Below are 22,673 nucleotides of genomic sequence, written 5' to 3' on the forward strand. Positions count from 1 at the left end.
ACTTGTATACAAGTATCTCATTGATTTCAAAGGTAGGAAAATGTTTGTAAATATTATTGAAGTATTAAAAAATAATGCGATTAAATATGCTGATAATGTAGCACTCGAGGATGAGAATAAGAGTTTATCCTGGAAAGAATTGGATAAAAGTTCAGATAGCATTGCACAAATTTTTCTGAAAATGGGATATGAAAAAGGCTGTCACATTGGATTATCCGGCAAAAACAGTATAAGATGGGCTGAGATTTTTCTGGGGATTTTAAAGTTTGGCGGTATACCTGTTTTATTAAATACTCAATGGAAAACGTGTGAACTTAAAAAAATTGTAGAACACTGTGATATTGAATGTATTATATATGATGATAATATCACTACTATGAATAAATTATGTAGTGATAAGGTTAAGTATATTTGTTTCAGTGAAGTTAAAGATAATATAGTATTTTCATGTGATATTAAAGCTTGTAATGCAGATATTAATGCAAAAGATACTGCATGTATAATTTTCACATCAGGCTCTACTTCCATGCCAAAGGCGGTTATGCTAAGTCATGAGAATATATTGAGCAACTCAAGTTCTATTGTTAAGGCATTGCATTGGAACAGTGAAGATAAGATGTGTATATGTGTACCTATGTTTCACTGCTTTGGGCTTACAGCAGGATTAATCTCAGGAATAGTAAGTAAGGCCTGTGTATATATAATTGGTGATTTTAGAAATAAAAAGGTATTTGAAGCAATAACAACTAAAAAGTGTAATATTCTCAGTGGTGTTCCAAGTATGTTTCTAATTTTCTATGAAAAATACGGAGACAGAAGATTTTTCGGTTTGAAGAGCGGGATTATTGCCGGATCACCTATACTATTGAATGATTACAGAAAAATTCTTGCCATGTTTCCGAAGATGAAACTGTTAACTTCATACGGTCAGTCCGAGACATCACCATGTGTAACAGTATCTGATTGGGATACTGATATAGAAAATATGCCTATTCATTGTGGAAAAGCGATAGAGGGTGTAAGCGTAAAAATTGACAGTGATTTCGTTCTTAAAGAGGGAGAGAATATACTCTGTGGTGAGGTATTGGTCAAAGGTATCAATGTTATGCAGGGATATTATAATAATCCTATTGAAAACGAAAAGATATTTACGAATGACGGATGGCTAAGGACCGGAGACTTGGGATATTTAGACAGTGAGGGCAATCTATACATAAAGGCCAGAAAAAAGGATGTTATTATAAAACTTGGTGAAAAAATATCACCAATGGAAATAGAAGAAGTTGTATACAAGATAGACGGCATAAAACATGCAAAGGTATGTGGTATTCCTGAAAAAATAGTACAGGAAGAAGTAGCTCTTTGTATTGTTACAGACAGGGAGATTTCAGATGAATATATTATTGAGTATTTGAAACAATATTTATCGGAATATAAATTACCAAAAAAAATTTTTAGATTTGACAGTTTCCCTTCTACCTCAAATGGAAAGATAGATATTGCCGCATTAAAAAATAAGATTAATAGAATATTAGACAAAGGAGAAAATCAATGTCAGAATGCTATTTTACAGAACAACATGAATTGATTAGAAAGCTTGCAAAAGATTTTGCTGAGAAAGAACTTACGAAGGAATTACTCGATGAAGTGGAAGAGACAGGGGTATTTCCGGAGGAAGTATTGCAGAAGATGGCTAAGGCCGGATTCTTTGGAATAAAGATTCCAAAAGAACTTGGTGGACAAGGAGCGGATGCAAGAAGCTATGTCCTTGTAATGTCGGAAATAGCAAAGGCATCAGGTGTTGCCAGTATATATGTATCAAGCCCTAATTCGCTCTCAGGTGGTCCGTTGTTGATAGCCGGAAATGATGAGCAAAAGAAAAAGTATCTAACTCCGGTTGTTAAAGGTGAAAAGAAACTTGCGTTTGCTTTAACTGAGCCGGGTGCAGGATCTGATGCTGCAGGTATGACTACAACAGCGGTAAAAGATGGAGATTATTATATATTAAATGGAAGAAAATGCTTTATAACAATGGCTCCTTTATCCGATTATGCAGTTGTTTTTGCAAAAACAGATATGACAAAGGGAACAAGAGGTGTAAGTGCATTTGTAATTGATATGAAACAGGAAGGTGTCAGTTGCGGAAAGCACGAAGATAAGATGGGACTTATCGGATGTGCAACATCTGATATTGTTATGGAAAATGTCAGAGTGCATAAATCAGACATGCTTGGAGAGGAGGGTAAAGGATTTAATCTTGCTATGGCTACACTTGATACAGGTAGACTTGGTGTTGCATCACAGGCAATCGGTGTTGCTGAAGCATGTTTGGAAGAGGCGTGTAAATACGCAAAAGAAAGAAAACAGTTCGGAAAGAACATAGGCGCATTCCAGGCTATAGGATTTACAATAGCGGATATGGCAACAAAACTTGAAGCGGCAAAGCAATTGACATATAGAGCTGCATATATGATGGATACAAAGCAGGATTCGGGTATGGCTGCCAGTATGGCAAAACTCTATGCAACAGAAATTTGTAATGAAATAGCTGCAAAGGCTGTACAGATACATGGTGGATACGGATATATCAAAGATTATAAGGTTGAAAGAATGTATCGTGATTGTAGAGTATTTACTATATATGAAGGAACAAGTCAGGTTCAACAGATTGTTATCAGCTCAAAACTACTAAGGAAATAATGGAGGATACAAATGAAAATATGTGTATGTGCTAAACAGGTTCCTGATACAAATGAAGTAAGAATTGATCCTGTTAAGGGAACATTGATAAGAGAAGGAGTGCCTTCAATATTAAATCCGGATGATGCAAATGCTTTGGAAGCCGCACTTCAACTAAAAGATGAATATAAAGATACTACAATATCAGTTATAAGCATGGGACCCCCACAAGCAACATATATGCTGAGAGAATGTCTTGCTATGGGTGCAGATGAAGCAGTTCTTTTGAGTGACAGGGCATTTGGTGGTGCCGATACCTGTGCTACATCTACAACAATTGCAGCAGGTATTAAGATGCTTGGTGATGTGGATATTATATTTGGAGGTAGACAGGCTATTGACGGAGATACTGCTCAAGTTGGACCACAGGTTGCTATGAGACTTGGAATTCCTGTAGTTACATATGTACAGAAAATTGTAGAATACACAGGAGATAAAATAAAAGTACAAAGACAATTGGAAGACGGTTATGAAGTTATAGAAGTGAAATTACCTTGCTTCCTTACTTGCGTAAAAGAATTAAATGAGCCAAGATATATGAGTGTCGGTGCGATTGTTGATGCTTACAAAAAAGATATTAAAATATATAATCATGAAGATGTAAAACTTGATCCTAAGGATTGTGGACTGAATGCTTCTCCAACACAGGTATTTAGATCTTTTACACCCCCTGTTAAGGGAAAAGGTGAAATGCTTCAAGGAAGTAATAAAGATATGGCAAAGCAGCTCGTTGTTAAACTTAAGGAAAAACATTTGATTTAAGGGGGAGAATATGTCAGTTGTAGTTATCGAAAAAGATTGTCGAGGATGTACTAAATGCGTTAAATCTTGTCCATTTGATGCTATTACTATGGAAAATAAAAAGGCAGTTATCGGAATCGCATGTACAAGCTGTGGAACATGTATAGAAGTATGCCCGTTTGATGCTATAGTAAAAGATGAAGTTGAAAAAGAAGAGCATGATTTATCATTATATCATGACATTTGGGTATTTGCTGAACAAAGACAGGGACAATTACAGGATGTAGCTTTAGAACTTTTGGGAGAAGGAAAAAAGCTGGCAGATGCAAGAGGTTGTCAGCTATGTGCTGTTGTTTGCGGATCGAATCTTACAAATATTGTTGATGAGCTCTTTGCACATGGTGCTCAAAAAGTATATTATATTGAGGATGAAAGACTGAACCAATATACTACAGACGGATATTCAATAGCAATAGGTGATGCTATAGAACAATATAAGCCGGAAATAGTTTTACTCGGCGCGACTCATATCGGTAGAGACTTAGGTCCATGCTTGGCTGTAAACTGTAATACAGGTCTTACAGCAGACTGCACAAAGCTTGAAATAAATGAAGAAACTAAAGGAATTATGCAGACAAGACCGGCATTCGGCGGTAACTTGATGGCAACTATAGTTTGCCCTAATCATAGACCGCAAATGTCTACAGTAAGACCGGGAGTAATGGAAAAGGCTGAAAGAGTAGATGGTGCAAAGGGTGAACTTATAAGAGTACAGACAAAGTTAAAAGACGAAGATATTAGAACAAAGGTATTGGAAGTAATAAAAACTGTACAGGAAAAAGTTTCACTTACAGATGCGAAGGTAATTGTTTCGGGTGGAATGGGCCTTGGAAATGCTGAAGGATTCAAGTTACTGGAAAGACTGGCAAAAGCTTTCGGTGGTACTGTTGCTGCTTCAAGAGCTGCGGTAGATGCAGGTTGGATTGATCATGCTTACCAGGTTGGTCAGACAGGAACTACAGTAAAGCCAAGTATATATTTTGCATGTGGAATTTCAGGTGCTATACAGCATGTAGCCGGTATGCAAAACTCGGATCTTATTATAGCAATAAATACTAATGAAAATGCTCCTATTTTTGATATTGCAGATATAGGAATGACAGGAGATTTATATAAAATTATTCCTGATATATTAGAAGAATTAAACGCATAATTAAGGATATAGAAAGTCATAGAAACAGAATCGTCTCTGGTTCTATGACTTTTCTAATGCTTAAATATTATTATTTTGATATTTATTTAATTTGATTCTTGACTTACTTTTATGTTTTATCTTTCTAAATCATATTTTCTAAATGCGTTTACTTTGGGTTGGGATGGACATCCCGGTTCGAATTCATTTGTTAGAAATGCTTCTATTAGCTCTTCCCTAAGCTTACTCCCAATGGTAAACGCACCTAAACATGCAATATTTGCATCGTTGCTTAATATGGCTCGTTTAGCGGAATATATATCAGATATGAGTGCTGCATATGCTCCTTTAACCTTATTAGCGGCAATAGATACACCTATTCCGGTACCACAAATTAATATGCCTCTGTCAAAATCTCCACAGGCTACAGCTTCTGCTACTTCTATGGCTACGTTAGCATATATTGGATCGGTACTTCCAAAGTCTTTAAATTTTCCGATACGTCTTTTTTCAATAAACTTTATTATTTCTTCCTTTGCAGTTTGTGCATTCGGATCACAACCGATAGCAATTTTCATTATTTACCCCTTCTCTAATATAAATATTGTATGTATTTTGTTTTTAGGTTGCATCAATGGGACTACCTAATATAAATTTTATCATGGTTCATATTATCAAATGTTAATTTCATAATTTTTAGAAAATTGTTTCTAAAATCTTGTTTTGGTATAACATATGCATTGTTATCATTAATAAAAAATGCAATAGTTTTAGGAGTAGAAACAACTTTAGATAAGTCTTTCCAAAGATATGTGGAGCCGGAATTTGTACTATTGGAATTCTCCATGTAATCCTTAGTGATACCGTTATTATCAAAACTATATCTTATGTTAAGAATGGATTCGTTATTTCTTACATATTTTTTTGCACTTACAAATAAATGTATAGGCGTATATATAAGAATACATATTCCTATGGAAACTAATAACAAAGATATTTGTAATGAGAAAGTACCATTTCTCAGATGCAATCCGGCTATAATTAATATACTTAATCCAGACATATTAACCAGAAAACCTGATAGTTTGGAATAAGTCTGATGTAATGTAAAGTCATAAATATATTCTGCATTTAACTTTGAATTCACTAATATGTTGGTATTATTATCTGGTGCCATATGCTAAATAGCTGATCCTCCTTTCCAACCTTGTGGAGAGTAAATACCAATCTTGTGTTTTCTCATGAAATTATCAAAGAAGGCAACAATAAATGGACAGATAAACAAGGTTATAATTGATGCGGTTGCACATTGAGCAGTAGCACTTTCCATATATGGAGCCAGTGTCGGGTCAGCTTCAGCTACTGCAGCAGGTGTCATAGCAGAGTTTAGCGCTGTTGTACCAATTGCTGCTCCCATTGCATTCCTCTCTTTTTTTGGTAGAAGAAGATTGAAAACAAAAAAGAATATTATAGCGGTTGCAGCAGAAATTAGACCTAAAATAATACCTGAGGCACCTGCAGTAACAATAGTTGATATATTAGTTTTTGATCCAATGGAAATTGTCATAAAAAATGTGATTATTGGTTGTGCTGTAGAGCAAGCTTTTCTAAACTCTTTATCAACATTTCCCCAGATAAAACCAATTAATAGTGGAACAAGTGTAGCAATTAAGCTCATAAAAGGTATAGAGGCTAATCCTGTTGCACCTAGTGCTACTAAAGTGAAAAAAGGCCCATCATTAAGCGATAGTATTGAAATAGCACCGGTATCTGTTGCGTTTCCAAACTGTGATGATAATGAAATATATAGGGAACCGTTGGAGTTTGTAATGGCTGCAATAAATACAAATGGTGTAATTCCAAGGAAGCCGGCTTCACCAAAAATTTTCCCTACAAAAAGTCCAAATGCAACGCCTAATAGAAATTTTATACCGGTCAAGGTTATGCCTTTGTATAGAGGCATTCCAACTTGCTTAATATTTATTGCTGAACCACATACAATTAAAAATAGTCCCATCATAGCTGCATTACCGTTATAAAACAGTGCTGTTACGTATCCACCAATCTGGAAAGCGCTTGGAAAAAATGTGGCAATAATTACAGCTATAACCAGAGGTATTATAACCAGACCGCCGGGTATTTTTTTCATTTTATTTAAAATATCTAAATCTTTCTTTTCTTCTTTATTCAAAGCAGTATTCTCACTCATTTTTGAAATCCTTTCATAATATGATTATTTGGTTATTCTGGATGATTCTTTGAAGAGTCTGTCGACTATATCTAAAACTATTGACTCATTTCCTGTAAGTCCGCCTTTACCGATAATAGGCATACCTTGGTACTTGCCAAGTATCCTACATACATATGTTTGTGGAATAACGTAGTCAAGTACTTCAATGCATTCAGCTTCCAGTTGGTAGCAAACATTTACCATTGTATCTCCGCCGGTTGTATAAATCCCTGCAATCTTATCACGACCTAAATCCTCAATTATCCTGGCAACTATATTACCTAAACCTGAGTTGATACGATTAGCACTCATACCGGATGCGTAACCACGTTTTTTATCTTCAAAATCAAGGTTCAAGAGTTCACCGTGCAAAGCTGTCTCAAGTAATATGACGCGAGGATTTTCTCTCTCAAAAACCGAGCGTACATGATTAAGTGTAACATCTATCTCTTCTAATGCAACGTCACCGCCATCAATGAGAGAAATAGGATTTATGGAGATTCTTTTATGACGATTATCTTGGCATAATACTTCCATTTGTTTTTTGGTAACAGGAGTGGCGCTTCCTGCTGCAATTAGAACAAACTTCCCTGTTTCATTGGCAGTTTCCATCGGTATATTATCTTTTTCTTCATGTATTAATTTTCGGCAGAAGGCTAATTTAGATGTAAATGGACCCGGATCTACAGCCAGTATATTCCACTTTAGTTCCAGACATGCTTTCGCGATTAATTCAATATGGTCTAATGTGACTGCATCAACAACAATGATATCTGCACCATTATGTCTAGCTGCTTTGAGTGCCTTTTTAATTTCTATTTTACCTGAAAGAATACTTTCAAGTGTTACACAACCTATTTTCTTCTACTTTGTCCATCTAAGAGTTTTGGAATATAATTTTCCAAAACCGGAGTTCTAACGTCTTGTGCAACCGGAGTATCCACTAAAGCTACGCTATCTATAATTGAGTACCCACCAACCAGTATTCTTTTTGACTGTGGCATAGCCGGAACAACCAATGCAACAGTTCCTTCATCCATGTAATCTAACATGGCGTCAATTTCAACTCCAATTCCACCGCGCATTGTTGTATCAATGCGTTTTGAGAAGAAACTAACGTTCATAGATTGTAATGTTTTTATTGCCTCACTAACTTTTTCAGAGGCTTCATCCGGTGGAAGAGCACGACTATTACTACTAATCAATATAGCATCAAGCGATGAGCTGTTAATGTTTGTTTTGGCTGCTTCTACGTTAAAAAACACAGTAGTTTTTGCACCGGATCTGGCTAAGAGCACTCCTGTAGTTGTAGCACCTGTCAAATCATCTGCTATTACACCTATATGTGGCATATTAATCAACTCCTTTCATCAGAGGTGTGCATCATAGTAGCATACTCAGAAACGACCTTTGTAGATTCAATCATGCTTATACAGTTTGCTATACCCTTCCCGGCAATATCAAATGCTGTTCCATGATCTACAGAACTTCTTATAAAAGGAAGGCCGAAAGTTAATGTGACAGATTTTTCAAAATCCAGAGTTTTACAAGCAATATGGCCTTGGTCATGATATAAAGAAAGAATCGCAGAGAATTTTCCGGATTTGCCAATGTGAAATACAGAATCGGCCGGTACAGGTCCCGTACAGTTAATTCCAAGTTTTTTAGCTTCTTCTACAGCAGGAATTAAATCTGTTATTTCCTCAGTACCGAAAAGACCGTTGTCGCCACCGTGTGGGTTTAAGGCAGCAACAGCAATTAAAGGATTTTTGATTCCGACTTTGCGAAGTTCTTTATCTATATTTACAACATCTTCTAATACTTTATCTTTTGTTGCATATTTGCAAGCGTCTATTAATGACATATGACGACTTACAAAGAAAACTCTAAGTTTATGACAAGAAAACATTGTTAAGGCATATGGAGAATTAGTAAAATCTTGGTACATCTCAGTATGACCGGGTTGGGTAATACCGACTAACTTAATTGCTCTTTTATGAATAGGGGCTGTTGAAATAGCATCTACTTTATTTTTCATACCAAGTTCGATAGATTTCATTATAAAATCTACAGACATTCTTCCGGCCAATTCTTGAACCTTTCCCCAAACTAATGAGTCAGTATCATAAGTACCTGTTTCAAGTACATCAATTATTCCATATTCATAGTTTGCTTCTGACGGATCATCGATTTTATGATACTGTAAGTCCTTTCCAAGTACTTTAGCAGCCTTTTCCAGAATTGCAATGCTACCGATAATGAATGGGCGACATACATCATAGGTTTCATGTTCTAAAATAGTACCAATGCATATCTCAGGACCAATACCGGCAGGATCTCCCATTGTGATAGCTGTAATTGGTTTAAAAGTATTTTTCATTTGAATTTCCTTTCTTTTGAATTACTTTTGTTATATTTCGATTTATTATAAATATATTATTATAATAACATAAAAAAATATTTTTTCTATATAAAAAAGTAAAAAAACAAAAAACGTTAATATAGACTAATTTTAAACTTTTTTTTGTATAAGTGCGATAGTTTTAAATAATATAGCTTTATTATGAAGTATATGTTAAAAATAAAAATAATGGGATTAGTTCTTGAATTAGAGAAGTAAACTTTTGATTTAATTTCGATTTTATTATGTTATAATAGGTATATTGTTAAGGAGGTACTTTTGATGAAGAAAATATATTTTGGGACTAATTTAAAGATGTACAAAAATATACAGCAAACGGTAGATTACTTAAAAACATTAGCAAATGAAACAGCTGAGTTAGATAGAAAAAGATATGAATTATTTGTTATACCGTCATATACTGCTTTACCCGGTGCTACGGAATCTATTTCGCAGGAACAAGTAATTTTAGGTGCACAAAATATGGCATGGGAAGAAGAAGGACAATTTACCGGAGAGGTTTCACCCAAAATGCTGGAAGAGCTGGGCATAAATTTGGTGATGATAGGTCACTCTGAAAGAAGGCATATTTTTCATGAGACAGATGATGAAGAGAATAAAAAAGTTATATGCGGAGTAAAAAATGGATTTATAGTTCTTCTTTGTATCGGTGAAACAGATAAAGATAAAATGGATGGGGTAAGCAATGAAGTTTTGCGTAGCCAGTTAATAAGAGGATTAAAAGGGATAAAGAAAGAAGATGCAGGAAAAATTTGGATTGCATATGAACCGGTTTGGGCTATTGGTGTAAACGGTAAGCCGGCTTCTGAGGAATATGCAAATGCGAAGCACAAGGTAATTAGAGAATGTTTGTTAGAAATTTTTGGCAATTATGGAGAAGATGTACCTATTCTGTACGGAGGTAGTGTAAATCCACAGAATGCAAACTCTTTGATTGTACAACCTTATATTGATGGATTGTTTGTTGGAAGAAGTGCATGGAATGCGAAAGAATTTGCACAGCTAATATTTAATACTATATGTAAATTAGAAAATTCCAAGGGCATAAATGATGAAAGTAGGTAATTTGTGATATCAGTTAGAGAGGAACATATTTTAAATGAGCTCAACAGTAAGGGTACTGTAAGTGTACGAGAGTTAAGTAAAATATTGCAGTGTTCTGAGGTTACTATTCGAAATGACATAAAAAGAATGGAAGAAAAGGAATTGCTGATTCGAAAACATGGTGGTGCTATAAAAAAAGAAGAAGGACTTTTGTTATCAATTAGACCTGGAAATGTATATACAAGGAAAGATGAGAAGATTCGCATTGCAAACAAAGCATTTGAATATATCAAAGATAAGGACACAATCTTTATTGATGATTCATCTATAGGATATTATCTGGCAAAAAGGATTTTAGAAGATGATTATTTGCATATTGTGGTTATTACAAATTCATTGGCTGTAGCTGCGATTTTATCTAATTCACAAAATATTATTTTATATACGATTATAGGGCAAATTGGTGGAAAACTTCCATCAGCTGTAGGAGATTTAGCGATAGAAGCAATTTTAAAATTTAAAGCAGACAAAGCATTTATAAGTGCGCATGGTGTGAATTTTGAGGCAGGTGTTACATCTGTAGGATCACCTCAGATGCAAGTGAAAAAAGCTGTGCTGGATATTTCGGATAAAGTTTATTTAATGGTAGATAGTTCTAAGTTTGGAGGGGGATATGTATTGGTTGTATGTCCTCTTTCCAGAATAACAAAGACTATTACGGATAATGGCTTAGGGAGTGAGAATAGAGAATTAGCAAAGAAATATCTTGTGAATTTAGATATTGTATAAATTTTAGTATACTGTAAAAGGTTGTGGTAGTATTACAACCTTTTTTATTTAAAATCAAATTATTATGATTTTATAATTATAAATACCTATAGTATATAGTATGGCAAAAAGTGTGTTATAGGTATATATTTCAGTAAATTATTTGGTGGTTGAAGTATGACAGAGAATATAAGAAAAGTATTAATCGTAGACGATGAATACTTCATTGGAAAATTAATATATAAATTAGTTGATTGGGATATTAAGCATTTGGAGTGTGTTAATATATTGGATAACGGAGAAGATGCAATAGACTATATTAGGAATAATACCCCTGATATAGTTATAACAGATATAAGGATGCCGGGAATTTCAGGATTGGATCTTATCAGGGAGACAAGAGATATTTCGAATAAAATTCAATATATTATTATAAGCGGATATCGTGAGTTTGAGTATGCCAGAGAAGCAATGAAATACGGTATAGATCATTATGTACTAAAACCTATAAATAAAGACGACTTAAGTGAAGCTCTGGATGATGTTATAAAAATACTTGGAGAAATTGAAAACAAAGAAGCCAGAGAAAAAAGACTTATAGAAACAGTTGAGAGTAGTAAAAAGATAATTAAATCAAGTATTTTAAAAGATATAATAGAAAATAATGATTATGATAAAAGTATTTTTTTGAATAAGGATTCAAAGCTGTTTAGAGCCATAAATATTAAGTTAGACTATGAGAACATAGAGCAAGTTTATAAAAAACAGGACAGTATAACGGCGGCCAAGGTGGTTGATATAGCAAATAAAATTCTTGAGACAAATGTAGGAGAAGTTATAGGATGCAATAAGGAATTTTTGAATATATTCTTTTTATTTAACTATAGCATGGAAGAAGCAAAGTCCATAAGGGGTATACTAAATACTATTTTAAGTAAAATAAATGAATATTTGATAGGATTTGAAAGATATAGGGCAACCATAGGAGTAGGTAATGAAAAGAGCGAGCTAAATGATATAAAAATATCAATTAATGAAGCTCATTATACAATAGAAAAAAGATTACGTATCGGAATTAATAGGGTCATATATTTTGAGGATATCAATAAGGAAAATTTATCTGATAAATATGCAGATATAATGAATGAATATAATGATGAATTAAGAAGAAGTATAGAATCATTCAATATAGAAAAAATAAAGTATATATTATCTGATGTCTTTAGAAAGATATCAGATGGTCAAAATGAGGATATTGTTTATCAAATATATAATCGAATTCATGGGTTATTTAAAGATTATAGTGATGAAAAAATAGAGGAAGAGTATAGGGATATATTATCGCTGCTTAATTCGTGTTGTAATTTAAGCGATTGTAAAAAAGTTATATTAAAATACATATTAGATTGCTTGGAATATATAAAAAGCAAATCGGAAGGTCAGGTGTTAAAACCTATAAGGACTATGATTTCATATATTAAAGACAATTACAGGGAAAAAATCACTATTGAAGATATGGCTGAAATAGTAGATCTAAACCCGATATATCTTGGTAGTTTATTTAAAAAGGAAATAGGGTTAAACTTCTCTTCATATCTGATAAAAGTAAGAATAGATGCTGCAAAAAGTCTATTAATAGAAACAAATTATACTATTGCAGCAATAGGAAGTGAGGTAGGTTATAAAGATACCAGATACTTTAGTCAACTATTTGAAAAGACGGTTGGAATAAAGCCGGCTTTGTATAGAAAGATACATTCTTAGAGGGAGCCATATGAGATTTTTTATTAAAATTATATGTATGGTGGGTACTGCTATAATTCTTAGTGTTGCTGAAATCATCTATAGTACAAATATGTTTTTTAAAATAACTAAAGAACTTATACTGATTGCTGCTTTTTTATATTTATTAAAAACCTTTTTGGAATATTCAAGACTGTTAAATACAATGAATGATGTATTTGAGGATAATTTGAAGGAAAATGAGTTTTGTAATGAACTGATAAATTATATAGAAAAATATACAAATGAAAAAATCAAAAAAAATATCGTTGAAATTTTTAATAAACAAACTGAATTGACAGCTTTACAAAGCCAAATAAACCCTCATTTTCTATATAATACTCTAGATTCAATAAGAGGAGAAGCATTATGTAATGATGATGATAATGTTGCAGATATGATAGCTACATTAGGGTCTTTTTTTAGATATAGTATAAGTAAAAATGGAAATATGTCCAGGTTAAGAGATGAATTGGAAAATGTTAAAAACTATATGAAGATACAGGAGTATAGATTTAGGGGAAGATTTCACTTGGAGATAGAAGTGGGGGAAGAGGACGTAAATGTATATGATTGTTATGTTCCAAGGCTTATTTTGCAACCTATAGTAGAAAATGCAATTTATCATGGTCTTGAAGGGGTACGGAACGGCGGTATTGTAAGGATAGAAGTGAACTTAATTGAAAAATATTTGATGATAATGATAATGGACAATGGAAGGGGGATGAAAGTAGAGGAATTAAAGGAAGTAAATAGAAGAATATTTGAAGGGGACTATAGAAAGCTAATAGATAATCCGAATTCAAATAATACAGGAATAGCTCTACCAAATATACATAAAAGAATTAATTTACTCTATGGAGAAGATTATGGGTTAACGGTGTATAGCAGTTTTGGACAAGGAACAGATGTTGAAATATTGCTACCGATACAGCTGAAAGCTTATGAGGATGAGTTATGATGAAAATCTTGTTTCAGGTAAAAAATTTGAGTTTGAAAAAAGAAAGTATGGGGAAACTATACAATGCTTCAATATCTTTTTTTGGTGGAATGATATATTCTCTTGCAGGTTTAGATTATTCGGGCAGAGATATTTTTCTGAAGATTATTAAGGGTAATATTGACGATAAGAAATATGAAGGAATGTTTTTCGTTGATAATAAATTATTGAATAGTGCAAAAAAGATTAAAGAGTATATATATATATTCTCATTACAAAACAAGATAATAAATGATTGGACTGTGGCTGAATATATATATTTGAGAGAGGGGAAATGGTTCTTAAGTAAAAATAACTTAAGAAATATGATAAAGAGAATAGAGGTAGTTTTAGAAGATTTTGGGTTAGATATTTCAGGTAGTAAAAAAGTAGGAGAGTTGGGTGTCCTGACAAGGTATCAGATAGAATTTATAAGAGCAATTATATTGAATAAGAAGATTATAATAATTGAGGATGAGTTTACAAATATGAAATATGAATATATAGAACTATTCTCAAAATGGCTTAAATCAAAACTGAAAGAGGATATGACAATAATATTGAATACATATTCACAAATAGCGTCATATAAATGTTCTGATATATTTGTTTGTTTTAAAAAAGGGTGCATAGTAAAAATATGTAGAAAAGATAGTATTGACGGTATAGATAAATTATATAATTTTATAGTTGGAAGTACTATGAATGAAAAAATAAGTAGTCTAAGTAGTGGGTATACATATAATAAATTACATAATGGTAATGATGAAGTGTATTCGGTGAGTGGAAATTTCTTTGGCAAAAATATTGAAACATATAGTTTTGCAAAGGGGAAGATATACAGCTTTATAATAGAAGATCATAATAATAGATATAGATTTTTTGAGGCTATATCCGGAGTTGACAATAAAGATAAAAAATATTTTATCGAAAGATACTATCAAGAAGTTATACATGTCCAAGATTTAATTGTGAAGAAAATAATTTCTGTTGACGGGATAGGAGAGAGATATTTTTTAGCTGAAAATATGAGTATAGAAGATAATCTTATATTACCTTCCTTGAATAAAATATCTAATATTAATTATTTAATAAATCAATATGAATTAAAAAGAGTTATATTTGAAGAACTGAAATCCAAGGACATAAATAAGGAGGATTTGGTTAGTGAATTAGATATAAACCAAAAGATATGTGTTTCATTGGAAAGATGGCTTATTTTTAGACCAAAAGTTTTTATTATATTCGAGCCGTTTATATATTGTGATAACTATGGATTGTCGTTGATTAAAAATTATTTGAAGAAATTTGCTAAAGCTGGGACGACAGTAATAGTAATAAAATCAAGGCTTGAGTATATGGAAGACATTTCAGATGAAATCATATCTATATAAAAGATAAATTATCTTAAATTACTCATACAAATTCTTGGTTTATTCACATTGTTTTGGAGCAATATTATAAGTATATTGTATATAAATAAAACAGTACGTAGGGAGGTAGTAATGAAGAGGAGAATTTTAGGAGCAATTGTTGGATGTTGCTTGGCATTTACATTTCTTGTGGGATGCTCAAATACAGGAGGTAAAGTAGAGAATACAGGAGCTAATACCGAAGCTGCGCAAACTCCTTCAGGTGAGGGCAAAGACATGACATTTGTTATAGTTCCAAAGACTGTACATGCATGGTTTGATCAGGTAAATATAGGTGCTAAGAAACAAGCAGATATGCTCTCAGCACAGACCGGAAGAAAAATAACAATTGATTATCGTGCACCTGAGAATGCAGATGTGACTGAGCAGAACTCAACACTTGAGCAGGCAGCTGCAACTCATCCTGATGGAATTTGTCTTGATCCTGTAGATTATGAGGGTAGTAAGGCAGTTATCGAGGAGATAGAGGCTAGAGGTATTCCGGTAATACTTTTTGATGCACCAACTCCGGAAGGAAGTAATTTGACAAGCGTTGGAAATGATTTTGCGGAGCAAGCTACAATTGCTGCAGATAAACTAGCAGAGTTGATCGGTGAAAAGGGAAAAGTTGCAGTTATGCAAGGTGCACCATCGGCTCCAAATCATGCAGAGAGATATAAAGCACATTTAGAAGCATTGAAAAAGTATCCTAATATTGAAGTTATTGATGGTGGAATTGATAATGACAGTATAGAAACTGCAAAGACTCAAGCAGCAGCAGTTTTGGCCGCAAATCCTGATTTGGCAGGATTCTTAAACTGTGATGCTGGTGGTTCCGGTATAGCAGCAGCTATAGAGGAAGCAGGTAAGTCAGGTACAGTTAAGTTCGTAGCTATGGATAATCTTATTGAGATATTAGATTATGTACCAAATACTATTCAAGCTACATCATCAACAATGCCACAGATGCAGGGAGAATACGCAGTTCTTATGATGTGGCAAAAGGCAAACGGTATGGAAATTCCAAAGAAGATTGATACCGGAATTGGCTATATTGATGCCTCAAATATAGATGAATGGAAACAAATAGTATCAGGAAAATAGAATAAAATGTAGAAGATATGAGACCTATGGCTAATTAATTGGCTCATGGGTCTTTTTTAATACAAAAAATAATAAAAAGAGGTCAATGTGTCAGTATTAGAAGCAAAAAATATAAGTAAAAAATTTCCGGGGGTTTTAGCTCTGGACTCAGTAGATATTTCATTTGAACCTGGAGAAATACATGCAGTAATAGGAGAAAACGGAGCAGGAAAGAGTACATTGATAAAATGCCTTACAGGAGTATATACACCTGAAGAAGGAGAAGTTTTAGTAGAAGGAAAAAATGCAATAAAAAATAAGGAGTTATTTAAAAAGGTTGCGTATGTACCACAAGAGATAGATTTATTTAAACATATGACTGTTGCAGAAAACTTGTTTATGCCCTTTGAAAAGTTTGATATTAAGGGTGCGATAAATCAAAGAGAATTGGGTAAAAAAGCGTCACCTATTTTAGAGAAGTTTAACATACCCGTAAGTCCAAGTGATTTGGTGAGAGATATTTCAGTATCATCACAGCAATTACTTCAAATTGCAAGAGCTGTATCTAATGTAGATTATGAGGTTCTTATGTTGGACGAACCTACCACCAGCCTTACTGTCAAGGATACCAGGATATTATTTGATATTGTAAAAAGGATAGCGAGTGAGAATAAAGCTGTTGTTTTTATTTCTCATAAACTTGAAGAAATATTTGAGTTATGTGACGTAATTACAGTATTTAGAAATGGTAAGAGAATATCATATGCAAAGATAAGTGAGGTCGATGACAGCTGGATAGTAAAGCAGATGACAGGTAGAGAAAAAGTACTTGATCAAAAGTTTTATTCAGAAAAGGTTAGTAATGAAAACATTATGGAAGTAAAAAATCTGAGTGGTGAAAGATTTCATGATGTCAGTTTTAGTTTGAGAAGAGGAGAGATACTCGGATTTACAGGTTTGGTGGGAGCCGGAAGGAGCGAGTTAATGCAAGCTATTCTGGGAATACTACCTATATATTCCGGAGAAATAATATTTGAAGGTGAACCTTGGAAAAAGGGTGATACTAATTGGAGTGTGTCTAAAGGATATATTTATTTACCGGAAGAAAGAAAAAAAGATGGAATTCTTCCAATGCTATCAATTAGAGAAAATATATCGATTACTGCTTTAGACAGTTTAAGGTCGGGCATTGGCCTTTCAAGAACAAAAGAGCAAGGCTTGGCAGATGATATAATTAAATTATATGATATAAAAACTCCGGATGCAGATAAGCAAATACAATTCTTAAGTGGAGGAAATCAGCAAAAAGTAATTATTGGAAGATCTATGAATGCAAAACCTAAAGTTTTGGTATTTGATGAGCCGACAAAAGGAATAGATGTCGGAACTAAAATTGAAATATATAAATTGATGAAAAGGTTAGCAGAAGAAGAACAAATAGGAATAATAATGATATCTTCGGAAATGGAAGAAATAATGAAGTGTTCCAATAGAATCATAGCTCTTTATGATGGACACAACGCAGGAGAATATGATGCATCCACCGATGATAGAACTCTACTTGGAGCGATAATAGGATTAAATAAGGTTAAACAGGTGACAAGTGATGAAAAATAAAAATAGCATTTTAAATATATTTAAGCGTAGCAATATGACTGCCATCGGAATGGTTTTAATTATAATGTTTGTTATTGCATGCATAGGATCTCCATATTTTCTGGATGTATATAATATTCAGTCTTTACTAAGGGATCTGGCTATAATAGGAATGATAGGTATTGCACAATCTTTATTACTTTTAGTAGGTGAACTTGATTTATCAGTTGGAAAGATAGCAACCTTATGTGGAATATTATCAGGAATGCTTATGATTTATGCAAAAATAAATCCTTGGTTAGCTCTTATATGTGGTTTAATATTTGGAATATTTTTTGGACTGCTAAACGGACTTATTATAACTAAACTGAGATTAAATTCAATGGTTGCAACAATAGGTATGCAAGGAGTATATGGTGGAATAAACTTGGTATTAACAAAGGGAAAGGCAATAACAGGAATACCGGAGCAAATTCAGTTTTTAGGCAAAGGAAGCCTTGGTATTGTGCCTATGCCATTTATCTTTTGTATAATAGTATTGATACTTGTGTTATTTTTAGTAAAGAAAACAAAAACAGGTAGATATATATACGCTATAGGTAACTCGAGAGAAGCGGCAACTATTTTGGGTATAAAGGTAGATCAAATAAGGGTATTCATTTACGTTGTTGTTGGTTTGATATCATCATTGGCAGGATTATTATACGTTTGTAGACTTGGTTCTGCACAGTCAACATTAGGTGAAAGCTGGCCAATGAACTCAATTGCAGCATCAGTTATAGGTGGAGTTTCATTAAACGGAGGTATCGGAAATCCGGCCGGTGCATTAATAGGTGCAGCTATTATAAGCATAATATCCAATATGATAGTATTATTTGGAGTAAATGCATACTGGCAGCAAGCGGTAAGTGGAATTGTAGTTGTACTTGCAATTTCTTTCAGTTCTATAATGGAAATAATCAGAGAGAGAAGGGCAAGATCATGAAGCTGGGTTTAAACTTATCGTTTGCTGTAAAAAGGTGGATGGAACCTGAAATATTAGCAAAAATATGTAAAGAAGACTTTAAGATAGAACATATACAATTCTCATGGGACTTTATAGACCCATGGTGGAGTGAAAAAGAAAGAAACAGTATTGCAAGTCAGTATAGAGATGCTTTCAAGAGCTTCGGATTGGTGATAGACAGTAATTTTGCGGGAAATGCCGCATACACATTTCCACATTTCCTGGGCCCGATAAAAGAACAGAGAAATTTGGCGTTGGAATACTTTAAAAGAGCTGTAGATGTTTCACTTGAACTCGGCACGGATATTATTGGAAGTCCTGCAGGCGGTATGTCAAATAAAGTTTCATATGGCAGTAAATTAAGAGAGGAAGCATATAAGGAAATGTTGGAGTATTTGTTTATATTGGCAGAATATGCTTCCAAAAGTGGAATAAAAGAGATACAAATAGAAGCAACTCCGTTGGAAACAGAGTTTCCACACTCACCCGGAGCATCATTGAAACTTATGGAAGATTTATCGGGAAGCAGTATACCATATAAGTTATTGATTGATTGGGGACATGCATTATTTAGGCCATTGTTAAAAGAAGAAGCAGATATTGATATATGGTTTGAAAGATGTAAAAAATATATCGGTGGAATACACTTACAACAAACAGATGGGCTATATGATAGGCATTGGGACTTTACAAATCCAAATGGAATAATAACGCCGGAGAAAATCCTGGAGGCCACCAAAAAGGCCGGTTTGGATGACATTTATCAATATTTGGAAGTTGTTACAGCTTATGAAGAAAAGGATGAAATTGTTTTTGAAAATATGAAAAAAACAATGGACTTCTTACATAAGAATCTTGGAGTATAAACTATGGAATATAAAAAGTTATATGAGGATATTTTACAAGAGCACCGAAGAGTATATGAAAGCTTGGATGAAAAAGACTTATATAGATTTATAGATACAGTGAAAAAGTATGACAGAATATTTTTAATTGGTGTGGGCAGAGAGGGAATGGCAACCAGAGCTTTTGCTATGAGACTCATGCATATGGGAAAAGAGATACATTGGATATGGGATGATACCACACCTTCTATAAATAAGGGTGATTTGCTCATTGCTACATTAGGGGATGGTGAGATAGGACATATAAGATATATTTGCCAAAAGGCAAAAGAAAATGGTGGATACATATATATGATTACCGGATCCAAATCAGGGGGTGCTGTAAAAGAGCTGGCAGATGATGTATTATTTCTTCCTGCAAGCGTTTATAGAGGTAAAGATAAAGTTGTAGAATCAATTCAGCCAATGGGAAACTTGTTTGAACAAACTTTATTTATTGTACTGGATATGGTAGTAATGATGATAGTAGACAGTTGTGATTTAACATTTGAGGATATGTCAAAGAGACATAGGAATGTGGAGTAATATATGCCAAAAAAAATTTTGAATAAAGATATTGAAAATTCAGTTGAAGAAATGTTATCCGGATATGTATATGCTTATAATAGATATTATAAAAAGTTAAAAGATGAAAATTCTATTATATATAAAGGGCATAGAAAAGATAAGGTTGCCATCGTTATTGGTGGTGGAAGTGGACATGAGCCACTTTTTACAGGATATTGTGGAGCAGGTTTAGCAGATGCTGTAGCATGTGGAAATATTTGTGCATCTCCAAATCCTAAGTTGATTTTTGATACAGCTAAAGAGGTGGATCAGGGTAAGGGTGTTCTGTTTATATATGGATGTTATGCCGGTGATAACTTGAATTTTGATATGGCAGAATATTTATGTAATAGCGCGGGTATTAAAACGAAGAATGTAAGAGTTCAGGATGATTTTTCATCCGCACCCAAAGAAAGAAAATATGATAGAAGAGGAATTGCAGGAGATGTATTTGTATTTAAGATAGCCGGTGCGGTGGCGGATGCCGGTGAGTCTTTAGAGGAAGTTCATAGGATTACTTCAAAAGCAAGGGATAATGTGAGTACTATCGGGTTAGCAACAAGTCCTGCAACTCTTCCGGGAAATGATAAACCAACATTTGAGCTTGAAGATGATGAGATGGAATACGGAATGGGATTACATGGTGAGCCCGGAATCGAAAGAACAAAACTTGTAGATGCTGAGACCATAGTAGACAGAATGTATAGTGAAATAAAAAAAGAGATGGACCTGAAAAAAGGAGACGAGGTTTGTGTCCTTATCAATGGTCTCGGATCCACGCCATTATTTGAATTAAATATAGTTTATTATAATTTATATAGACTTATGCATAAAGATGGTTTAAAGGTACATGATGCAGATGTAGGTTCTTATTGTACATGTATGGAAATGGGAGGTTTTTCAATTTCTGTATTCAGAATAGATGAAGAACTTAAAAAATATTATGATATGCCATGTTTCTCCCCATATTATGCCAAAGGAAGTTATGTAAATCATATAACCGAGTCTGATGATAGCGAAAATTTCTTTGAAGTAAAAAATGAAAATGTTGAAAATGAGTCAATTGAAAGAAGTAAATCCGGTGTATTGGAAACACTAAATGTAAGTGATACAAAAAATATGTTACTTTACATTGCAAATAAAATAATATCCAATAAGCCATATTTGACAGAAGTAGACAGTAAGATAGGAGACGGCGACCATGGTATAGGTATGGCACTTGGGATGGAAAAAGTAAAAAAAGTATTACATAAACTAAATGGTGTAGACAGTGCATATAAATTGTTTGAAGAGGCAGGTAATGCAATGTTGATGTCAATGGGTGGTGCTTCAGGAGTGATTTTTGGAAGTATGTATTTAGCAGGTGCTAAAGACAAGGCACCAAAAGCATCTTTAACAGCATTTGATCTGGCTGATATGGAAGAAAAGAGTTTAAATTCTGTGGTTGAGATAGGGCATGCAGGACTTGGCGATAAAACAATGGTAGATGCATTGCATCCTGTAGTTATAGCTATGAAGAATAATGCCGATAAAGGGTTATTAGAAATGCTTTTAGCTGCTGAGGAGGCTGCAAGAACAGGCGTAGAAAATACAAAGAAATATGTGGCTAAATTTGGAAGAGCTAAGTCTTTAGGCAAAAGGGCAGTTGGATTCCAAGATGCAGGAGCAACATCAGTATATTTGATAATACAGGGTATGAGAGAATTCGTAGAAGGGAAATTGGAGGTATAGATGATGAAAATAGCTATAGGTTCGGATCCAAATGCAGTTGAAGAGAAATATAGATTAATAGAATTTATAAAAAAGAGCAATTTGGGTGAAGTTACAGATTTTGGAAGTGATGATGCAATATATGCCAATGTTGCAATAGAGGTGGCAGAACAGGTTGCTGATAAAAACTTTGATAGAGGGATACTGCTATGTGGTACAGGACTCGGTATGTCTATTGCCGCGAATAAAGTAAAGGGAGCATATGCTGCATTGATTTCAGATATTTATTCTGCTAAGAGAGCTGTATTGAGTAATAATGCAAATATAGCCTGTGTTGGAGCATTTACAATCGGTGATAAACTTAGAGAAGAGTTGATATATGCATTTCTTACAAATGAATTTGATGATAAGAGTCCCTCTAAGATAAAGGTGGATGCTTATGTTGAGTATGATGTGAAAAGGTGATTAAAACAAATAAGGTTACAAAGTAGCGATTAAAAAATGCTAATTTGTAACCT

Annotated in this window: 21 protein-coding genes and 1 pseudogene; 16 read left to right on the forward strand and 6 right to left on the reverse strand. The window is 33.6% G+C overall.

All coding sequences use genetic code 11. The features are described 5' to 3' along the window. The first annotated feature begins 40 nt into the window (after nucleotides 1-40). The 4 genes from EHW90_RS01145 to EHW90_RS01160 are packed head-to-tail and all read left to right on the forward strand — an operon-like array spanning nucleotide 41 to nucleotide 4,693. Entirely contained in the window at nucleotides 41-1,588 is a 1,548-nt protein-coding gene (locus EHW90_RS01145; protein ID WP_124950572.1) for a class I adenylate-forming enzyme family protein, read from the forward strand. Next, nucleotides 1,552-2,700, forward strand: a complete 1,149-nt coding sequence (locus tag EHW90_RS01150; RefSeq protein WP_009663489.1) for an acyl-CoA dehydrogenase family protein — start codon at nucleotides 1,552-1,554, stop codon at nucleotides 2,698-2,700. Before EHW90_RS01145 ends, EHW90_RS01150 begins: the two co-directional genes overlap by 37 nt. Nucleotides 2,701-2,712: 12 nt before the next feature. Beyond that, a complete protein-coding gene (gene etfB / locus EHW90_RS01155; protein ID WP_009663490.1) occupies nucleotides 2,713-3,501 on the forward strand; it encodes an electron transfer flavoprotein subunit beta in 789 nt (262 codons plus the stop codon). Between the two features lie 10 nt (nucleotides 3,502-3,511). After that, on the forward strand, nucleotides 3,512-4,693 hold the full coding sequence (locus EHW90_RS01160) for an electron transfer flavoprotein subunit alpha (RefSeq protein WP_124950574.1): 1,182 nt from the start codon (nucleotides 3,512-3,514) through the stop codon (nucleotides 4,691-4,693). A 116-nt stretch (nucleotides 4,694-4,809) separates the two neighbouring features. On the opposite strand, the gene EHW90_RS01165 is transcribed toward EHW90_RS01160, so the two are convergent. From EHW90_RS01165 to pdxA, 6 genes and pseudogenes are all read right to left on the reverse strand, one after another. Further along, a complete protein-coding gene (locus EHW90_RS01165) occupies nucleotides 4,810-5,250 on the reverse strand; it encodes an RpiB/LacA/LacB family sugar-phosphate isomerase (protein WP_124950576.1) in 441 nt (146 codons plus the stop codon). Between the two features lie 62 nt (nucleotides 5,251-5,312). Beyond that, nucleotides 5,313-5,849, reverse strand: coding sequence for a YcxB family protein (locus EHW90_RS01170; RefSeq protein ID WP_124950578.1), 537 nt, complete (start codon nucleotides 5,847-5,849; stop codon nucleotides 5,313-5,315). Between the two features lie 3 nt (nucleotides 5,850-5,852). Then, nucleotides 5,853-6,881: a 2-keto-3-deoxygluconate permease gene (locus tag EHW90_RS01175; protein ID WP_124950580.1), complete on the reverse strand. Its 1,029-nt coding sequence runs from the start codon at nucleotides 6,879-6,881 to the stop codon at nucleotides 5,853-5,855. A gap of 24 nt (nucleotides 6,882-6,905) precedes the next feature. Next, nucleotides 6,906-7,514 carry a nucleotide-binding domain containing protein gene (locus tag EHW90_RS13385; RefSeq protein WP_243113969.1) on the reverse strand — a complete coding sequence of 203 codons (609 nt, stop codon included), beginning with the start codon at nucleotides 7,512-7,514 and terminating at the stop codon, nucleotides 6,906-6,908. 105 nt (nucleotides 7,515-7,619) lie between these two features. Continuing rightward, nucleotides 7,620-8,254 (reverse strand): annotated as a pseudogene (locus EHW90_RS13390) (four-carbon acid sugar kinase family protein); the annotation flags it as partial. Between the two features lie 5 nt (nucleotides 8,255-8,259). Beyond that, nucleotides 8,260-9,282, reverse strand: a complete 1,023-nt coding sequence (gene pdxA / locus EHW90_RS01185) for a 4-hydroxythreonine-4-phosphate dehydrogenase PdxA (protein ID WP_124950582.1) — start codon at nucleotides 9,280-9,282, stop codon at nucleotides 8,260-8,262. A gap of 303 nt (nucleotides 9,283-9,585) precedes the next feature. Here pdxA and tpiA point away from each other — a divergent pair, with 303 nt between their 5' ends. The 12 genes from tpiA (at nucleotide 9,586) to EHW90_RS01245 (ending at nucleotide 22,620) form a co-directional block, all read left to right on the forward strand. Then, nucleotides 9,586-10,389 carry a triose-phosphate isomerase gene (gene tpiA, locus EHW90_RS01190; protein WP_124950584.1) on the forward strand — a complete coding sequence of 268 codons (804 nt, stop codon included), beginning with the start codon at nucleotides 9,586-9,588 and terminating at the stop codon, nucleotides 10,387-10,389. 3 nt (nucleotides 10,390-10,392) lie between these two features. Next, entirely contained in the window at nucleotides 10,393-11,157 is a 765-nt protein-coding gene (locus EHW90_RS01195) for a DeoR/GlpR family DNA-binding transcription regulator (protein ID WP_124950586.1), read from the forward strand. Between the two features lie 156 nt (nucleotides 11,158-11,313). Continuing rightward, nucleotides 11,314-12,900 carry a response regulator transcription factor gene (locus EHW90_RS01200; protein WP_124950588.1) on the forward strand — a complete coding sequence of 529 codons (1,587 nt, stop codon included), beginning with the start codon at nucleotides 11,314-11,316 and terminating at the stop codon, nucleotides 12,898-12,900. A 10-nt stretch (nucleotides 12,901-12,910) separates the two neighbouring features. Then, nucleotides 12,911-13,879 (forward strand): sensor histidine kinase, encoded by a 969-nt coding sequence (locus EHW90_RS01205; protein ID WP_124950590.1) that lies wholly within the window; start codon nucleotides 12,911-12,913, stop codon nucleotides 13,877-13,879. Then, nucleotides 13,876-15,291 (forward strand): sugar ABC transporter ATP-binding protein, encoded by a 1,416-nt coding sequence (locus EHW90_RS01210; protein WP_124950592.1) that lies wholly within the window; start codon nucleotides 13,876-13,878, stop codon nucleotides 15,289-15,291. Before EHW90_RS01205 ends, EHW90_RS01210 begins: the two co-directional genes overlap by 4 nt. Before the next feature lie 111 nt (nucleotides 15,292-15,402). Continuing rightward, entirely contained in the window at nucleotides 15,403-16,413 is a 1,011-nt protein-coding gene (locus tag EHW90_RS01215; protein ID WP_124950594.1) for a substrate-binding domain-containing protein, read from the forward strand. An 87-nt stretch (nucleotides 16,414-16,500) separates the two neighbouring features. After that, nucleotides 16,501-18,009: a sugar ABC transporter ATP-binding protein gene (locus EHW90_RS01220; RefSeq protein WP_124950596.1), complete on the forward strand. Its 1,509-nt coding sequence runs from the start codon at nucleotides 16,501-16,503 to the stop codon at nucleotides 18,007-18,009. Further along, entirely contained in the window at nucleotides 17,999-18,973 is a 975-nt protein-coding gene (locus EHW90_RS01225) for an ABC transporter permease (RefSeq protein WP_124950598.1), read from the forward strand. The genes EHW90_RS01220 and EHW90_RS01225 overlap by 11 nt, the downstream gene beginning before the upstream one ends. Beyond that, a complete protein-coding gene (locus tag EHW90_RS01230) occupies nucleotides 18,970-19,860 on the forward strand; it encodes a sugar phosphate isomerase/epimerase family protein (protein WP_124950600.1) in 891 nt (296 codons plus the stop codon). Before EHW90_RS01225 ends, EHW90_RS01230 begins: the two co-directional genes overlap by 4 nt. A 3-nt stretch (nucleotides 19,861-19,863) precedes the next feature. Next, nucleotides 19,864-20,424: an SIS domain-containing protein gene (locus tag EHW90_RS01235; protein ID WP_124950602.1), complete on the forward strand. Its 561-nt coding sequence runs from the start codon at nucleotides 19,864-19,866 to the stop codon at nucleotides 20,422-20,424. An 18-nt stretch (nucleotides 20,425-20,442) separates the two neighbouring features. Then, the gene (gene dhaL / locus EHW90_RS01240) at nucleotides 20,443-22,176 is read left to right on the forward strand and encodes a dihydroxyacetone kinase subunit DhaL (RefSeq protein WP_243113878.1); all 1,734 of its coding nucleotides are present in this window, start codon (nucleotides 20,443-20,445) and stop codon (nucleotides 22,174-22,176) included. Beyond that, nucleotides 22,177-22,620, forward strand: coding sequence for an RpiB/LacA/LacB family sugar-phosphate isomerase (locus EHW90_RS01245; RefSeq protein ID WP_124950606.1), 444 nt, complete (start codon nucleotides 22,177-22,179; stop codon nucleotides 22,618-22,620). Nucleotides 22,621-22,673: the final 53 nt, after the last annotated feature.

This window comes from Lachnoanaerobaculum orale (assembly GCF_003862485.1).
In the GTDB taxonomy this organism is placed as follows: Bacteria; Bacillota; Clostridia; order Lachnospirales; family Lachnospiraceae; genus Lachnoanaerobaculum; species Lachnoanaerobaculum orale.

What these genes read in the sequence shown, in the direction of transcription:
- EHW90_RS01150 (WP_009663489.1), top strand. Translation starts at nt 1,552, where the DNA reads ATGTCAGAATGCTATTTTACAGAACAACATGAATTGATTAGAAAGCTT.
- EHW90_RS01215 (WP_124950594.1), top strand. Translation starts at nt 15,403, where the DNA reads ATGAAGAGGAGAATTTTAGGAGCAATTGTTGGATGTTGCTTGGCATTT.
- EHW90_RS13385 (WP_243113969.1), bottom strand. Translation starts at nt 7,514, where the DNA reads ATGGAAACTGCCAATGAAACAGGGAAGTTTGTTCTAATTGCAGCAGGA.
- EHW90_RS01145 (WP_124950572.1), top strand. Translation starts at nt 41, where the DNA reads ATGTTTGTAAATATTATTGAAGTATTAAAAAATAATGCGATTAAATAT.
- EHW90_RS01165 (WP_124950576.1), bottom strand. Translation starts at nt 5,250, where the DNA reads ATGAAAATTGCTATCGGTTGTGATCCGAATGCACAAACTGCAAAGGAA.
- EHW90_RS01225 (WP_124950598.1), top strand. Translation starts at nt 17,999, where the DNA reads ATGAAAAATAAAAATAGCATTTTAAATATATTTAAGCGTAGCAATATG.
- tpiA (WP_124950584.1), top strand. Translation starts at nt 9,586, where the DNA reads ATGAAGAAAATATATTTTGGGACTAATTTAAAGATGTACAAAAATATA.
- EHW90_RS01230 (WP_124950600.1), top strand. Translation starts at nt 18,970, where the DNA reads ATGAAGCTGGGTTTAAACTTATCGTTTGCTGTAAAAAGGTGGATGGAA.
- EHW90_RS01200 (WP_124950588.1), top strand. Translation starts at nt 11,314, where the DNA reads ATGACAGAGAATATAAGAAAAGTATTAATCGTAGACGATGAATACTTC.
- EHW90_RS01170 (WP_124950578.1), bottom strand. Translation starts at nt 5,849, where the DNA reads ATGGCACCAGATAATAATACCAACATATTAGTGAATTCAAAGTTAAAT.
- etfB (WP_009663490.1), top strand. Translation starts at nt 2,713, where the DNA reads ATGAAAATATGTGTATGTGCTAAACAGGTTCCTGATACAAATGAAGTA.
- pdxA (WP_124950582.1), bottom strand. Translation starts at nt 9,282, where the DNA reads ATGAAAAATACTTTTAAACCAATTACAGCTATCACAATGGGAGATCCT.
- EHW90_RS01205 (WP_124950590.1), top strand. Translation starts at nt 12,911, where the DNA reads ATGAGATTTTTTATTAAAATTATATGTATGGTGGGTACTGCTATAATT.
- EHW90_RS01175 (WP_124950580.1), bottom strand. Translation starts at nt 6,881, where the DNA reads ATGAGTGAGAATACTGCTTTGAATAAAGAAGAAAAGAAAGATTTAGAT.
- EHW90_RS01235 (WP_124950602.1), top strand. Translation starts at nt 19,864, where the DNA reads ATGGAATATAAAAAGTTATATGAGGATATTTTACAAGAGCACCGAAGA.
- EHW90_RS01160 (WP_124950574.1), top strand. Translation starts at nt 3,512, where the DNA reads ATGTCAGTTGTAGTTATCGAAAAAGATTGTCGAGGATGTACTAAATGC.
- EHW90_RS01210 (WP_124950592.1), top strand. Translation starts at nt 13,876, where the DNA reads ATGATGAAAATCTTGTTTCAGGTAAAAAATTTGAGTTTGAAAAAAGAA.
- EHW90_RS01245 (WP_124950606.1), top strand. Translation starts at nt 22,177, where the DNA reads ATGATGAAAATAGCTATAGGTTCGGATCCAAATGCAGTTGAAGAGAAA.